At 72.9% G+C, this 14,971-nt stretch carries 12 protein-coding genes; 8 read left to right on the top strand and 4 right to left on the bottom strand.

Going from position 1 to position 14,971, the window contains the following annotated elements; genetic code table 11:
• Nucleotides 1–1,062 carry an aldo/keto reductase gene (locus ACH45N_RS10885; protein WP_397393505.1) on the top strand — a complete coding sequence of 354 codons (1,062 nt, stop codon included), beginning with the start codon at nucleotides 1–3 and terminating at the stop codon, nucleotides 1,060–1,062.
• A 67-nt stretch (nucleotides 1,063–1,129) separates the two neighbouring features.
• Nucleotides 1,130–2,110 (top strand): helix-turn-helix transcriptional regulator, encoded by a 981-nt coding sequence (locus tag ACH45N_RS10890; protein ID WP_397393507.1) that lies wholly within the window; start codon nucleotides 1,130–1,132, stop codon nucleotides 2,108–2,110.
• A gap of 12 nt (nucleotides 2,111–2,122) precedes the next feature.
• On the opposite strand, the gene ACH45N_RS10895 is transcribed toward ACH45N_RS10890, so the two are convergent.
• Complete coding sequence (locus ACH45N_RS10895; protein WP_397393509.1) at nucleotides 2,123–3,100, bottom strand: saccharopine dehydrogenase family protein; 978 nt, start codon at nucleotides 3,098–3,100, stop codon at nucleotides 2,123–2,125.
• A gap of 107 nt (nucleotides 3,101–3,207) precedes the next feature.
• Nucleotides 3,208–4,515 carry a cytochrome P450 gene (locus ACH45N_RS10900; RefSeq protein ID WP_397393511.1) on the bottom strand — a complete coding sequence of 436 codons (1,308 nt, stop codon included), beginning with the start codon at nucleotides 4,513–4,515 and terminating at the stop codon, nucleotides 3,208–3,210.
• A gap of 177 nt (nucleotides 4,516–4,692) precedes the next feature.
• Here ACH45N_RS10900 and ACH45N_RS10905 point away from each other — a divergent pair, with 177 nt between their 5' ends.
• The gene (locus ACH45N_RS10905) at nucleotides 4,693–5,892 is read left to right on the top strand and encodes a sulfotransferase family protein (protein WP_397393513.1); all 1,200 of its coding nucleotides are present in this window, start codon (nucleotides 4,693–4,695) and stop codon (nucleotides 5,890–5,892) included.
• Between the two features lie 68 nt (nucleotides 5,893–5,960).
• On the opposite strand, the gene serA is transcribed toward ACH45N_RS10905, so the two are convergent.
• Nucleotides 5,961–7,199 carry a phosphoglycerate dehydrogenase gene (gene serA, locus ACH45N_RS10910; RefSeq protein WP_397393515.1) on the bottom strand — a complete coding sequence of 413 codons (1,239 nt, stop codon included), beginning with the start codon at nucleotides 7,197–7,199 and terminating at the stop codon, nucleotides 5,961–5,963.
• 116 nt (nucleotides 7,200–7,315) lie between these two features.
• Nucleotides 7,316–9,586, bottom strand: coding sequence for a HelD family protein (locus tag ACH45N_RS10915; protein ID WP_397393517.1), 2,271 nt, complete (start codon nucleotides 9,584–9,586; stop codon nucleotides 7,316–7,318).
• Between the two features lie 121 nt (nucleotides 9,587–9,707).
• Here ACH45N_RS10915 and ACH45N_RS10920 point away from each other — a divergent pair, with 121 nt between their 5' ends.
• From ACH45N_RS10920 to ACH45N_RS10940, 5 genes are all read left to right on the top strand, one after another.
• On the top strand, nucleotides 9,708–11,087 hold the full coding sequence (locus tag ACH45N_RS10920; RefSeq protein ID WP_397393519.1) for a PP2C family protein-serine/threonine phosphatase: 1,380 nt from the start codon (nucleotides 9,708–9,710) through the stop codon (nucleotides 11,085–11,087).
• On the top strand, nucleotides 11,084–12,733 hold the full coding sequence (locus ACH45N_RS10925; protein WP_397393521.1) for an ATP-binding protein: 1,650 nt from the start codon (nucleotides 11,084–11,086) through the stop codon (nucleotides 12,731–12,733). The genes ACH45N_RS10920 and ACH45N_RS10925 overlap by 4 nt, the downstream gene beginning before the upstream one ends.
• Nucleotides 12,734–12,839: 106 nt before the next feature.
• Nucleotides 12,840–13,259 (top strand): response regulator, encoded by a 420-nt coding sequence (locus ACH45N_RS10930; protein ID WP_285101664.1) that lies wholly within the window; start codon nucleotides 12,840–12,842, stop codon nucleotides 13,257–13,259.
• Nucleotides 13,260–13,384: 125 nt separating this feature from the next.
• On the top strand, nucleotides 13,385–14,314 hold the full coding sequence (locus tag ACH45N_RS10935; RefSeq protein WP_397393523.1) for a proteasome assembly chaperone family protein: 930 nt from the start codon (nucleotides 13,385–13,387) through the stop codon (nucleotides 14,312–14,314).
• A gap of 415 nt (nucleotides 14,315–14,729) precedes the next feature.
• Nucleotides 14,730–14,933: a cold-shock protein gene (locus ACH45N_RS10940; protein ID WP_020016705.1), complete on the top strand. Its 204-nt coding sequence runs from the start codon at nucleotides 14,730–14,732 to the stop codon at nucleotides 14,931–14,933.
• Nucleotides 14,934–14,971 lie beyond the last annotated feature (38 nt).

The raw sequence follows: 14,971 nt of genomic DNA on the forward strand, positions 1-14,971 counted from the left end.
ATGCAGCTCGACTCGTACCGCACCCTCGGCCGCTCCGGCCTCCGGGTCAGCCCTCTCGCCCTGGGCGCCATGACCTTCGACGACGGCAGCTGGGGGTCGGCCCCGGAGGAGTCCTTCGCGATCCTCGACCGGTACCTCGACGCCGGCGGGAACTTCGTCGACACGGCCAACCAGTACAACGGGGGCGCGTCCGAGGAGACCCTCGGCGCGTACTTCGCCCGGCAGCCCCGCAAGCGGGACCACCTGGTGCTGGCGACCAAGTTCGGCGGCACCCTGTTCCCCACCGACCCGAACGCTGGCGGCGCCGGCCGCAAGGCGATCGTCTCGCAGCTCGAGGGGTCGCTGCGGCGCCTGAACACCGACTACGTCGACGTCTACTGGATGCACCAGTGGGACCGGCACACCCCGTTCGAGGAGACGCTGTCCACGCTGGACGGCCTGGTGCGCGCGGGCAAGGTCCGCGCGATCGGGGTGTCGAACACCCCGGCCTGGTGGATCGCCCGCGCCGACGCCACGGCGTCCCTGCGCGGTTGGGAGAACATCGCGGCCCTCCAGGTCGAGTACTCCCTGCTCGCCCGCACCGTCGAGGGCGAGCAGCTCGGCGCGGCCCGTGCCCTCGGTCTCGGCGTCACGCCCTGGAGCCCGCTGGCCAGCGGGGTGCTCTCGGGCAAGTACTCGCGCGAGACCACCCAGGTGGCTGGGTCCGGCCGGAGCGGCTACGCGGCGCCCTTGCTGACCGAGTCCACCTTTGTCCTCCTCGACGAGCTCGCCCGGATCGCCGCGGAGCTCGGCACCACTGTTGCGGCGGTCGCCCTCGCCTGGGTCCGCCAGCAGCGCGAGGTGACCTCGGTCCTGGTCGGTGCCCGCACCCTGCGCCAGCTCGAGGCCAACCTCGCCTCGATCGAGGTGACCCTGTCGCCCGAGCACCGCACTGTGCTGGATGCGCTCACCGTGCCGCGCCTCGAGTACCCGTACCCGTTCCTGGACGAGGTCGGCGTCGGCTACCAGCAGGGCGACACGACGATCAACGGCATGTCGTCCGCGCAGTTCCAGCGGGCGTGACGGCCGCCGGGGCCTGGCGGGCTGCCCGCCAGGGCTCGCGGGGCCGCCGCTCGTATGCTGGCGAGCTGTGATCAGTACCTCCGCGCGGCTGCTCCAGCTGCTGTCCCTGCTCTGGTCCCGGCCGAGCTGGACGGCCGGAGACCTGGCGCAGCGCATGGACGTCACGGAGCGCACCGTGCGGCGCGATGTCGCCCGGCTGCGTGACCTCGGCTACGACGTCGAGTCCGACCCCGGCCGCTGGGGCGGCTACCGGCTGGGGGAGAGCCGCCGGCAGCTGCCGCTCGTGCTCGACGACGACGAGGCGCTCGCGGTCAGCGTCGCCCTGCGGGAGGCGGCGCAGACCGGGATCCTCGGCGACGACCAGGCGGTACTGTCAGCGTTCCTGAAGCTGCGCCGGCTCCTGCCGGACCGGGTCGCCGCACGGCTCGGCGCGATGGACGACGTGTTCGAGCACACCGCCCGGGCCGGCGCCCAGCCGCTCTCGCCCGGGATGCTCGCCACGCTGGCCCGGGCCTGCCGGCGCGGCGAGCGCGTTCACCTGTCCTACCGGAGTGCCCAGCGCGTCGCGACGGAGCGCGAGATCGACCCCTACCGGCTGGTCTTCACCGGTAACCGCTGGTACCTCGTGGCGCTGGACGTGGCCAAGGGCGAGTGGCGGACGTTCCGTGCGGACCGCGTGGCTGACGCCCGGCTCACCGGGCGCCTGGTGCGCCTGGAGGATCCGCCCGACGCCTCACGACTCGTCGCCGAGATGCTCCTGAGCGACTACCCGCTCTACGCCACGGTGCGCCTGCCGCTCGCGCTCGACGACGCGATGCGGGCCGTGCCGCCCACTGCCGGCGCCCACCGGCCCGACGGCCCGGCGGCCACGGTCGTGCGGATCGGCGGCACGGACCCCGAGTCCCTGGCCGAGCGCGTTCTGAGCCTGGGCGTCCCCGTGACGGTCCTGTCGCCCGACGCGGTCCGCGCCGCGGTCCGGCGGCGGGCGCTGGCGCTGGCCGCGGACAACACCCCGGCCGGGTCGGCGGGTGAGCCGGCCCGGCCGTAGCGGGCGCCGTCGTCAGAGGTCGACGATCGAGGTGTCCGCGATGGCGGTGGTCAGCTCCGGGCCGTACGCCGAGGCGGGGCTCTGGAAGCCGGGGGTGAACTGCCCGGCCAGCACCCGGCGGGCGATCTCGACCGAGCTGAGCTGCGTGAACGTGTACCCGTTCGGGGTGCTGACGAGGGACCGTGCCACCTGGCCGTCGCGGCCGGTGACCTCGGCCAGCGCCAGGTACCGCCCCTGGCCGCGCTCGTGGTCCGTGGGTCCGTCGGTGGTGGCCATGCCGTCGGGGAAGCCCCCGTCCGTGCCGAGGAACACCTCGATGTCCTCGATCCCGGTGGACCTGGCCCCGGTGATCAGGTCGCCCATCGGCGCCGGGACCAGCTCCTCGGGTCCGTTGCCGAGATCGAACGACCGCGCCGTGGCCCCCTCCAGCCGGACCAGCTCGCCGGAGCGGCGCACGAGCGTGCCCAGCTCCTCGATCCCGGCCGAGCTGGCGAGCGAGCCCCGGGAGAAGCCACCGGTGACCCGCAGCGCGATCGTCAGCCGCTGCGGATCTCTCACGCGGCGGGCCGTGTGCAGGGCCACGGAGTCGCTGGGCACCACGTCCCACCCGGTGCCCGACATGATCATGGTCCCGGCGCGCCGGGCCGCGTCGTCCCGGGCCTCCGCCAGCTCGAAGGTGGCCAGCTCCGCCGTCGTGTCCAGGTAGTGCACGCCCGCGGCGACGGACGCGTCCATGAGCTGGCGCGCTGTCCGCCGGAACGGGCCGGCGACGTTGAGCAGAACGTCGGTGTCCGCCAGCGCGGCGCGTACCGCGGCGGCGTCGTCGACGTCGAAGGCGCGGCCCTCGACCCCCAGGGAATCCGCCACCTCGGCGGTGCGCCCGCCGTTCCGGCCGGCCACCGTCACGTCCAGCCCGGTCCCCACCGCGCGCCGCGCGACGAGCCGCCCCGTGTACCCGGTCGCCCCGTAGACCAGCAGTCGTGCGCTCATGACCCTGACTCCCCTCGTCGGACCGGGCTGTTCCCGGCTGGTCCGCACGTTAGGGACGCACCAGGACAGCTACGGTCCGGATAGGGATCCAGGCGCTGTGACCTGCGCTACCTCTGGTAGTGCGCCGGCGGCGCCGTCGTCGGGAAGAGGGGCCGCGGCGGCGGGACCTGCTCGCGCGGCGGAGGGAACGTGACCGGCAGCCGGGCGGGGAACCGCATCCACGGGCTGGTGGCCCACTCGACGTCGTCCGGGTCGCCCACGAGCGTGACCTGGAGGCGCTGCAGCAGCTCGGCGACGGCGATCCGCGAGACCACGCGGCCCAGCCGCGGCGCGGGGCAGCGGTGCACGCCGGCGCCGAAGGAGAGGTAGGCGCGGTTGCCGACCGTGTCCCACGGGTCGTCGGACTGCACCAGCGGGTCGTGGTTGGCCGCGTGCACGGCGACCACGACGGTGTCGCCCCGCTGGATCAGCTTGTCGTCGATCACCACGTCGCGCACCGCGAACCGTGGCATCAGGTTCGGGTTGGTCGTGGACCGCCACAGCACCTCGTCGAGCGCGTCGTCGATGTGCAGGCGGCCGCCCGAGATCCGGTGCGAGAACCGCGGGTCGCTCAGCACCAGCACGAGCGTCTGGGCGATCCACGCCATCAGCGCCTCGGTCGCGGCGGCGGTGATGGCCGTCAGCGTCTGGGCCCGTTCGAGGTCGTTCTCGAAGTTGTCGTGCACGGACAGCACCCCGGCGATGTCGTGCGTGCCGCGCTCGCGGCTGAAGGCGATGTGGCCGGTGACGATCTCGCGCAGCTCGTCGGTCAGGGCGCGGGCGTCCGCGCCCGCCTCGAAGATCGCCCGGGTGATCTCCTGCAGGCGCTGCGCCTGCGTGGGCTCCAGCCCGTCCAGCTCCGACAGCACGAGGAACGGCACCACCGCGGCGTACTCGGCGACCAGGTCGGCGCGGCCGCGGTCCTGGAACCGGTCGATGAGCATGCCGCACAGGCGGCGGGTGATCGCACCGGCCCGGGTCTCGTCGATCTGCTCCAGGGCGTCGTCGACCGGGGGCCGCAGGCGGGCGTGCTTGGGGCCGTCGGCGTCGGCCAGCGTGGGTTTGGGGGTCTTGGCAAGCACGAGGTGCAGCGTGGAGGCCGGGCCGAGCAGGTCCTTGCCGTGCCCGTTCCAGATCGAGGGGTCCTTGATGAACGTGCGGTCGTCCCGCAGCACGCCCACGGCCGCGGAGTGCCCCAGCACCAGCCAGGCCGGCACCCCGGGCTCCAGGTCGACCGGAGCGACCGAGCCCCACCGTTCCCGCAGTCTTTCGTACACCGCGTTCGCGTCGGCCGCCGCCGTCGTCTCCACGAGCAGCGTGCGGTCGGTCACGTCGTCCAGGCGCACCGTTGGACCCGACGGCGGTGATGCGGTCACGTTTCCCCTCTCGTCGGCGGCCGGCTCCGGGTCGTTCGTGACTCCGGGCACAAGCCCTCGCTCGGGATGCTAACGGCGAGCGGTCGGAGTTAGCCAGTGCCGATGCCGCAGGTCACGATCGGGCAGGGCGCTCCATGACGCTTGTCCGCGCCCGGTCGCATCGGCAGGATGTGCGCTATGTCCCAGGCCACGCCTCTGCTCCGTATCCTCAACGTGCTGCTCGCCCCCGGCCTGCGCACCCGCAAGGACCCCGACGCCGTCTTCGAGAGCCTGCTCGCCGACGCCCAGCGCGGGCGCGCCGCGCTCGACGCCGACGAGCTCGCGGCCCTCGACCCCCTGCGCCTGCTGCTGTCCGACCACGCCGCCAACCCCGACCTGAGTGCCATGGGCTGGTCCAGCACGCAGGGCCAGATCCGGGCCCGGCTGACCAACCGCGCGATCGTGCGCGACCTCCAAGCGAGCCGCCCCGAGGTGAAGGACGAGCCGGTGACCGCGCCGGTGTTCGTCGTCGGGCTGCCGCGCACCGGGACCACCGTGACGTACAACCTGATCGCCCGGCACCCCGGCCACCGCGGCCCCAAGCTGTGGGAGATGGACAACCTGGGCCTGCCGCGCCCCGCGGCGGAGCGCGAGAAGCTCATCGCGCAGGCCCGCAAGCGGTACGCGACGGTGGCCAGGCTCAGCCCCACGTGGGGGCACCTCCACCCGCTGATCGCCGACAGCGAGGAGGAGGACTTCATGCTGCGCGCGCACACCGAGATGTTCGCCACCTGGGGTCCGGCGCCGCGCTACCTCGACTGGGTCGTCGGGGCCGACCTGACGGAGGACTACCGGTTCCTGCACGACGCGCTGCAGATCATGGCTGCTGGCGAGGCGCCGGACCGCTGGGTGCTCAAGCACCCCATGGACCTGTGGCGGATGCCGGAGATCCTGGCGGCCTTCCCCGGGGCGCGCTTCGTCTGGACGCACCGCGCGCCCGGCGCCGCCGTCGCCTCCGGCTGCTCCATGGCCGAGGCGACGGAGACGATGTACATCAAGCCCGGCCGCATCGACCTGGAGCGGATCGGCCAGGACTGGCTGAGGATCTCCGCGGACGGGGTGGCGCGCGCGGTCGCGCTGCGCGAGCAGCTGCCCGACGACGCCGTGATCGACGTGGTCTACGACGACCTGATGCAGGACCCCGAGACGGTGGTGCACGGGCTCTTCGAGACCCTGGGCCTGGACTGGGGCGCGACGGACGACGCCAACCTCGCAGCGGCCCTCGACCGGTCCGGCCACCGCCCGCACGCGTACTCGCTGGAGCGGTACGGCCTGGACGAGGCACAGGTGGCCGACGCCTTCTCGGCCTACAAGATCCCGGCCTCGGTCCTGAGCTGAGCCGCGCCTGACGTGTCAGACCCTCAGGTCACCGGAGGGACCTGAGGGTCTGACACGTCAGGGTGAGATCAGCGGGCGGCCGGTCCCGGCGGGAACTCGGGGCGCTCGAAGGCGTCGCGGATCCGCAGGCGGATGGTCGACTCCAGGGCCTGGAGCTTCTTCGAGGCGCCGCGCTCGGTCACGTCCGAGATGTCGGTGACCACGTAGCCGATGTCGCCGCGCGTGGCGAGCATCTGACCCTCGATGTTGGCGCCGTGGTCGGCGAAGATCTGGTTCACCGTGGCCAGCACGCCCGGCACGTTGCGGTGCAGCAGCTTGATGCGGCCCACGCCCGTGTGCTCGAGCTGAAGGTTGGGCAGGTTGACGCTGAGCATCGTCGAGCCGGTCGTCACGTAGTCGCTCAGCTTCTTGGCCACGAACTGGCCGATCGCCTCCTGCGCCTCCTCGGTGGAGCCGCCCACGTGGGGCGTGAGAATCACGTTCGGCAGGCCGCGCAGCACCGACTCGAAGGTGTCGCCGCGCTTCTTGGGCTCCTCCGGGAACACGTCGACCGCGGCACCCGACAGGTGCCCGGACGTGATGTGCTCGGCCAGCGAGTCGACGTCGACCACGAACCCGCGGCACAGGTTGAGGAAGATCGCGCCCGGCTTCATACGGGCGAACTGCTTCTCGCCGAACAGGCCGGCGTTGCCCGAGCGGCCGTCCACGTGCAGCGTGACGATGTCGGCGGTCTCCAGGAGCTCGTCCAGCGTCTCCAGCCGGCGCGCGTTGCCCAGCGCCAGCTTCTCCGCGGTGTCGTAGAAGACGACGGACATGCCCAGGTTCTCGGCGAGCACGGAGAGCTGCGAGCCGATGTTGCCGTAGCCGATGATGCCGAGGGTGCGGCCGCGCACCTCGTGCGAGCCGTCCGCCGACTTGTCCCACACGCCCGCGTGCAGGGCGCGGTCGCGCTCCGTCATCCGGCGGGTCAGGGAGATGATCTCCGCGATCGCGAGCTCCACCACCGAGCGGGTGTTGGAGAACGGCGCGTTGAACACCGCGACGCCGCGGTGCGCGGCCGCCGTCAGGTTGATCTGGTTGGTGCCGATGCTGAAGGCGCCGACGCCGACCAGGCTGTCGGACTCGGCCAGCACGCGCGCCGTCACCTCGGTCTTGGACCGGATGCCCAGGAGCTGGACGCCGTCGAGCGCCGCGATGAGCTCGTCCTCGTCGAGCGCTCCCTTGCGGTAGTCGACCTCGTACCCGGCCGACTCGAGGATCGGGACGGAGGTGGGGTGGACGTTCTCGAGGAGAAGGGCTCGCTGCACGCACCCATGGTGCGCCAGGGGGAGCGCTGGCGACAAACGGATCGGGCCCGCGTCCCGCCTGCTGGGACGGCAGGTGGGACGCGGGCCGACGGCGGGTGGTCCGCGGTGGGCGTGGGTCAGAACCCTTCGGGCAGCTCGCGCGCGTGCACCACCACGAGGCGCTGCGTGGGTCGGGTCATCGCCACGTACAGGTCGCTGGTCCCGCCGGCGCCCTCGGCGATCGCCGCCGGCTCCACCAGGACCACGGCGTCGAACTCCAGGCCCTTCGTCTCGCGCGGCGCCAGGACGGTCACCTGCGCGTCCTCCGGCCGCTGGGCGGACAGGCGCGCGGCCTCCTCGGCACCGACGGCGGAGGCCAGCGCCGCGGACACGGCGTCGGCCAGGCGTGCGACGCCGTCCGCCGGCGCGACGACGGCCACGCGGCCGGCGTCGGGGCCCACCAGCTCCTTGACGAGGCCGAGCGCCTGGGCGACCACGATGCCGTCGTCCGGCAGGCCGTCCGGGCCCGCCGGCGTGGGGACGACGTCGAGGGAGCCCTCGACGTCGCGCGCGGCCCGCAGGTCCGAGACGGGCAGCCGCGCGGCGCGCGCGACCCGCTGGGCGGTGTCGGCCACCGTGGACGGCGTGCGGTAGGAGACCGTGAGCTCCGACAGGCGCCAGCCGTCGCGCAGCAGCGGGGTGAGCATGCGGTCCCAGCTGCGCGCGCCCGCCGCGGACGACGTCTGGGCCACGTCGCCGACGATGGTCATCGACCGCGTCGGGACCCGGCGCACCAACGCCCGCCAGGCCATGGGGGAGAGCTCCTGGGCCTCGTCGACCACCACGTGGCCGTACGTCCAGGAGCGGTCGCCGGCGGCGCGCTCCGCCGTCGTCAGGGACGGGCCGCTCGCGGCGAACCGGGAGGCGAGCGTCTCGGCGTCGACCAGACCGCCGCCCGCGCCGCTCGCGGACAGCACGTTGCGCGCGTACTCGACCTCGCGCGCCTGCTCGGCCTCCCGCAGGCGGGCCTCGGCCAGCGCCACGGAGTCGTCCTCGCCGAGCAGCTCGTACGCCTCGTCCAGGATCGGCACGTCCGACTCCGTCCACGGCGCGCCCGGCTCGCGGACCAGCAGGCGCCGCTCGCGCTCGGACAGCTCCGGCGCGGCCTCGGCCAGCCGGTGCGGCTTGGCGTACAGGTCGGCGACGAGCTTCTCCGGCGTGATCGGCAGCCAGGCGAGGTTGAGGGCGACGCGGACGTCGCGGTCGGAGCGCAGGTCCTCGGTCACCGACGCGCGGTCCTCGGACGACAGCGGGGCGCCGTCGAAGTCGCGGTACTGGTCGGCCAGCCGGCCGAGCATGTCGCGCACGAACGACGCGCGGGCGAGGTTGTGCGGCTTGTGCGTGCGGCGGGCGCGCGCGATCGCGTCGGCGACGTCGCGCGGGCGGATCACGAAGTCGTGCCCCTCGACCCGCACCTCGACGTCGTGCCGCGGGACGCGCTCGCGCGCCCGCACGGCCCGGCGGATCACCTTGCGCCACAGCAGCAGACCCTTGAGCCGGGCCACCTGCCCCTCGTCGACGGCGGTCGCCCGGATGCCGGGGATCAGGTCGCCGATCGTGGTGGACACCACACCGGTCTCGCCCAGCGAGGGGAGCACCTGGTCGATGTACCGCAGGAACGCGCTCGACGGCCCGACCACCAGCACACCGGAGCGCTCCAGCAGGCGCCGGTGCGCGTACAGGAGGTACGCCGCGCGGTGCAGCGCCACCGCCGTCTTGCCGGTGCCGGGGCCGCCCTGGACCACCAGAGCACCGGAGAGGTCGGAGCGGATGATGCGGTCCTGCTCGGCCTGGATGGTCGCGACGATGTCCGTCATCCGGCCGGTACGGCCCTGCGCCATCGCGGCCAGCAGCGCACCCTCGCCGGAGAGCGCGTCCGCGTCGATGTCGCCGTCGAGGTCCAGGACCTCGTCCTCCAGTCCCGTCACCGAACGACCCTTGGTCACCAGGTGCCGTCGCCGCCGCACGTCGCCCGGGTGCAGCGCCGTGGCCCGGTAGAAGGCCTCGGCGGCCGGGGCGCGCCAGTCCGTGAGCATCGACCGGTGCTCGGCGTCGGTGAGCCCGATACGCCCCACGTACCGGGTCACCATGCCGTCCCCGGACCCCTCGGCGAGGTCGAGCCGGCCGAAGACCAGCCGGTCCTCGACGGCGTCGAGCTGCGCCGCGCGGTCCTCGTACAGCGTGGCGAACGCGTCCCGCTCGGAACGGTTCTGGTGCGTGCCCGAGGCACCCGCCAGGCGCACGTCCCGCAGGCGGTTCGCGGTGGTGCCGCGCAGGGTGTCCAAGCGGACGTACATCGTGTCGACGACTGCTTGCTCGTGGGCGAGCTCGCCCGCGATTCCCGTCACGCCCTACCTCCGTGTTCCACCAGCGAGAAAACTCCGGTCGCAATCAACCGGCCGACCATTATCGCCCAACCGTCGGCCTGTCCGCTGACACGGCGTCATCTCGCTGGATAGGATCGCCGCCATGGCACTGGGCGGGGCAGGATCGGCGAGGCCCGGAGGCGGGTCAGGACCCGAGGCGTGCCCGACCCGGCTCGACGGCCCCATCTCGGTGCTCCTGGTCGAGGACGACGACGCCGACGCGTTCCTCGTGAGCGAGCTGCTCGCCGACGCGGACGTCGAGGCAGACCTCCGCGCCGACCTGCACCGCGCCCACTCCGTGGACGAGGCGCTCGGCATCCTGTCCATGGTCTCGGTGGACTGCCTGCTGCTCGACCTGGGCCTGCCCGACGCCGAGGGGCTGGAGGCCCTGCGCCGCGTCATCGAGGGCATCGAGGTGCTGCCCGTGCAGCCCGCCGTCGTGGTGCTGACCGGGAACACCGCGAACGACCTGGGCTCCGCCGCCGTCGCGAACGGCGCCGACGACTACCTGGTCAAGGGCGACGTCGACGGCGACGCGCTCGCCCGCTGCCTGCGCTACGCGACCCTGCGCCGCCGGTCCGCCGCCCAGCAGATCGCGCTGTTCCGCAGCGAGGTGCGCGCGGCCGAGACCACGCGGCTGGAGCGCGCGCTGCTGCCCAAGGAGCTCGTCACCGACGAGCGGGTCTCCGTCATGGTCGGCTACCTGCCGGGTGGCAACGGCCTGCTCGGGGGCGACTTCTTCGACACGGTCGAGCGCCCCGACGGCACCCTGGTCACGGTCATCGGCGACGTCGCCGGGCACGGCCCGGACGAGGCCGCCCTCGGTGCCGCCATGCGGACGGCGTGGCGCACGCTCGTGCTCGCCGACACGCCCGCGGACGACGTCCTGCCCCTGCTGGAGCGTGTGCTCCTGGCCGAGCGCGGCCGCCCCGAGGTGTTCGTCACCATCTGCCAGGCCGTGATCTCCGCCGACCGCGCGCACATGGACGTCTACCTCGCGGGGCACCTGCCGCCGCTGCTCGTGGTGCCGCAGACGCCGGACGGCAAGGCCACCGCCACCCACCGGTGCGAGGAGCTGCCGTCGTCCGACCGCGGCCGCGCGCTCGGCATCCCCGTCGAGGGCACCTGGGTGGCGCACCGCGTCCGCCTGCCCGAGGTGTGGACCGCGGTGCTCTACACGGACGGGCTCGTAGAGGCGGCCGTGGGCGCCGACCCCGGGGGCACGCCCGTCCTGCCGCCCAGCGCGCACGGCCGGATGCCGCGCCTCGGCGCGCACGGCCTGCGCTCCGTCGTGGAGCACGAGATGGACCAGGGCACCGACGAGGTCGTGACCCGCGTGCTGCGCCGGGTGCGCGCGCTGCACGGCGGCCCCCTGGTGGACGACGCCGCGCTGCTCTTCGTCGGCTGGGCCGGCGCCGGCGCCACGGAGCCCGGTGAACGCACCTCGACCCTGGCCGACTCGGTGGAGTGGTCGCGGGCATGACTCTGGTGCCGGACGAGCACCGGTTCACCGGTGTGTCGATGCGTCGTCGCCTCGCGCGGCTGCTCGGCGCGGTCGCCGCCATGCTCGTCCTCGCGCTCGCCGTCGCGGTGCTCGCCCTGGTCCAGTCCCGCGGCCTGGACGCCCGCGCCGACGGCCCCTACTACCGGGCCCTGGTGGACGGTGAGCGGGCCTCCCTGGCCCTCGCGGACGCCGACTCGTCGCTCCGCGCCTACCGCGCCACCTGCGACGAGGCCGCGCTCGAACCCTGGACGCGCGCCGTCGGGTCGACCGGCCGCATCATGCTCCTGGGCGACGTCGAGCGGCGCGCCCTGCAGTCGGACGCCGAGGTGGCGCGGGCCTACGAGGAGGCGGTCCGGCGCACCGACGCGTGGTTCGACGAGTACGCCGAGCCCGTGGTGGCGGCCGTCGAGGCGGCGCCGGCGGGCCAGGTGGCCTGCCGCATGGAGCTGCTCAGCACGGCCCCGCCCACTGTCGAGGGCGACGCGCTGTACGCGGCGGCCAACGCCGCCGTCGTCCACTACCTGGCCGAGCTGGGGGCGCAGCGGGACGCGATCGTGGAGACCCGGACCGTCTGGGAACGGCTGCTGCTCGGGGCGGTCGCGACGCTCGTGCTCGTGGTCGTGCTGATGGGCACGATGATGTGGCTCGCCCTGGAGTCCTGGGTGATCCGGCCGCTGACCGAGCTGACGGCCGCCGTCCGCGTGGTGAGCAGCGGGGTGCTCGGGCGGGAGATCCGGCCCGCCGGCACGGGCGAGGTGGCCCTGCTCGCCATGCACGTGGAGACGATGCGCCGCGAGCTGGTGCACCAGGTGGAGGAGATCCGCCTGTCGCACCAGGAGGTGGAGAACGCGCACACCCTGCTCAGCGAGCAGGCGCGCGAGCTGGAGCGGTCCAACCGCGACCTGGAGCAGTTCGCCTACGTGGCCTCGCACGACCTGCAGGAGCCGCTGCGCAAGGTCGCGAGCTTCACGCAGCTCCTGCAGAAGCGGTACGGCGGGTCGCTCGACGAGCGCGCCGACCAGTACATCGAGTTCGCCGTGGACGGCGCCAAGCGCATGCAGCGGCTCATCCAGGACCTCCTGAGCTTCTCGCGCGTGGGCCGCACGGGCGTGCCGCGCGAGGACGTGGAGCTGGAGGGTGTGCTCACGGCGGCGCTGTCCGAGCTGTCGGAGCGAATCGCGGAGTCGGGGGCCGAGATCGTCCACGACCCGATGCCCGTGGTGCACGGCGAGCGCGCGCTGCTGCAGCAGATCTTCGTGAACCTGATCGGCAACTCGCTCAAGTTCCGCGACCCGCAGCGCACGCCGAACGTGCGGATCGAGGTGCGCAGCATGCGGGCGCATTGGGAGATCTCGGTGGTGGACAACGGCATCGGCATCGACGCCCAGTACGCGGAGCGGGTGTTCGTCATCTTCCAGCGTCTGCACTCGCGCGAGCAGTATGCGGGCACCGGCATCGGCCTCTCGCTGGTGAAACGCATCGTGGAGTACCACAAGGGCCGCATCTGGATCGAGCCGGCGGACGGCGGCGGCACCATCGTGCGGTTCACCCTGGCCCGGCGGCAGGGGCAACCTGCCACGGGGCGCCTTTCGACCGAACGGGCCCAGTCGACTACGCTTCAATGAAGCGGCCTGACCAGGGCCGACGGCGGGGCGCGACGAAGGGGCCCGCCGGTGAGGACTCCATGGGACAGGTACGGGCCGGGTGGTCAACGTGAGCGGTCAGAAGGTGATGGAGATCCTCCTCGTGGAGGACGACCCGGGTGACGTCCTGATGACGCGCGAGGCGTTCGAGGACCACCGGGTCGCGAACAACGTCTCCGTGGTCGGCGACGGCGTGAGCGCGCTGGAGTTCCTGCGCAAGCAGGGCCAGTACGCCAAGGTGCCGACCCCTGACCTGGTGCTGCTCGACCTCAACCTGCCGAAGATGGACGGCCTCGAGGTGCTCGCCGTCGCCAAGGGCGACCCCATGCTGCGGCACATCCCCGTGGTGGTCCTCACCACGTCGGACGCCCAGGAGGACGTGGTGGGCTCCTACTCCCTGCACGCCAACGCCTACGTGACCAAGCCGGTGGACTTCGACCGGTTCATCGACGTGGTGCGCCAGATCGACGACTTCTTCGTGTCCGTCGTGCGCCTGCCCGGCCGCTGATGGGGGAACTGCTCGCGACGCTGTGGGCGTAACGGGAAGACACCCGGCCGTCCCGACGTTGGACCAGAGCAGACACCCTTTCGGACCGGGTGATCGGCAGTACTCCGACGAGCGAGGGAGCGCACGTGCTTGACCCCCAGGGCATCTACGACGTCGACGAGGCAGCGGTGGAGCGCACGCTGGGTCGCAGCGTGCCCGGCAGCTCCGACGGGCCCGTCCTCCTGCACGCCGTCCGCGGTTTCGTGGACGCCGGCAGTGCGGGCGACCTCGCTGTCGAGCACCTGATCGACGAGTTCCGCGTGGAGCGTCTGGTGACGTTCGACGTCGACCAGCTCCTCGACTACCGCTCCAAGCGGGCGACCATGACCTTCGACTCCGACCGGTGGGCCGACTACCAGGCCCCCTACCTCGCGGTCGACCACCTGACCGACGCCGAGGGCACGGGCTTCCTGCTGCTGCACGGCGCCGAGCCGGACCTGCAGTGGGAACGCGTCGTGGCCGGGCTGATCCAGCTCGTCGAGCGGTTCGGCGTGAGCCTCGTGGTCGGCATCCAGGGCATCCCGATGGGGCTGCCGCACACCCGCCCCCTGTCCCTGACGGCGCACGCCACGCGGCCCGGGCTGGTCGACGACTACACGTCGTGGTTCGGCAGCGTGAAGGTGCCGGGCTCGCTGTCCGCGCTCCTCGAGTACCGGCTCGGTGAGGCGGGGCACGACGCGCTCGGCTTCACCGTGCACGTGCCGCACTACCTGGCGCAGTCGCAGTACCCGCCGGCCACGGTGGTCGCGCTGCACCACACGGAGCGGGCGACCGGGCTCGACCTGGCGATCCCCGCGCTGGAGGAGGCCGCGACCGACGCCAAGATCGAGGTGGAGAAGCAGGTCGCGGAGTCGACCGAGATCGCCGCCGTCGTGAAGGCGCTGGAGGAGCAGTACGACGCCTTCGCCCGGTCGATCGGCCGGCCGAGCCTGCTCGCCGAGACCACGCCGATCCCGAGCGCGGAGGAGCTGGGCGCGGAGTTCGAGCGGTTCCTCGCCCAGCAGAACGGCGACTGAGCCGGCGGTTCGGGCGCAGAAGGTAGAGCCTGAGCCTCCGGCCCGCCAGGTCGGCAGTCTCCCTGACCCCGGTCCGCCGGGTCGGCACTCTGCATCGAGGTCGGCACAGGCCTGTGCCGACCTCGATGCAGACTGCCGACCTCCCAGCCAGTGCCCAGGAGCGTGCCGACTTCGGCGCCCGAAAACAGGCGCTGAGCTGGGTTTGCAGGTAACTCTGCGGCCCGGTGTGTCATAGCTGCGGCAGAAATGTGCGTGTTCCGTGGCACATTTGAGTGGTCCATGCCACACTGGCGCACGTTGCAGTGACGTACCAAGGCCACGTCCGCCGTGTCGTGAGCAAGTCGGGAAAGCATTGCGGCACGGGGGCGGGCAACGGGCTCGCCGTCGGATCCCGGACGGAAGGTCGAAGGACAGCATGGCGCAGGGTTCTGTGAAGTGGTTCAACGCGGAGAAGGGGTACGGGTTCATCGCCCAGGACGGCGGCGGCGCCGACGTCTTCGTGCACTACTCCGCAATCCAGTCCAACGGGTACCGGTCTCTCGAGGAGGCCCAGCGGGTCGAGTTCGAGATCACGCAGGGTCCCAAGGGTCCGCAGGCGGAAGCAGTCGTGCCGCTCTGACGTAACTCGTGAGAAGGCCGTCCTCCCTCCGGGGAGGG

This window comes from Promicromonospora sp. NPDC019610 (genome assembly GCF_044389365.1).
Lineage (GTDB): Bacteria > Actinomycetota > Actinomycetes > Actinomycetales > Cellulomonadaceae > Promicromonospora.

What these genes read in the sequence shown, in the direction of transcription:
- ACH45N_RS10885 (WP_397393505.1), top strand. Translation starts at nt 1, where the DNA reads ATGCAGCTCGACTCGTACCGCACCCTCGGCCGCTCCGGCCTCCGGGTC.
- ACH45N_RS10895 (WP_397393509.1), bottom strand. Translation starts at nt 3,100, where the DNA reads ATGAGCGCACGACTGCTGGTCTACGGGGCGACCGGGTACACGGGGCGG.
- ACH45N_RS10905 (WP_397393513.1), top strand. Translation starts at nt 4,693, where the DNA reads ATGTCCCAGGCCACGCCTCTGCTCCGTATCCTCAACGTGCTGCTCGCC.
- ACH45N_RS10920 (WP_397393519.1), top strand. Translation starts at nt 9,708, where the DNA reads ATGGCACTGGGCGGGGCAGGATCGGCGAGGCCCGGAGGCGGGTCAGGA.
- ACH45N_RS10925 (WP_397393521.1), top strand. Translation starts at nt 11,084, where the DNA reads ATGACTCTGGTGCCGGACGAGCACCGGTTCACCGGTGTGTCGATGCGT.
- ACH45N_RS10930 (WP_285101664.1), top strand. Translation starts at nt 12,840, where the DNA reads ATGGAGATCCTCCTCGTGGAGGACGACCCGGGTGACGTCCTGATGACG.
- ACH45N_RS10940 (WP_020016705.1), top strand. Translation starts at nt 14,730, where the DNA reads ATGGCGCAGGGTTCTGTGAAGTGGTTCAACGCGGAGAAGGGGTACGGG.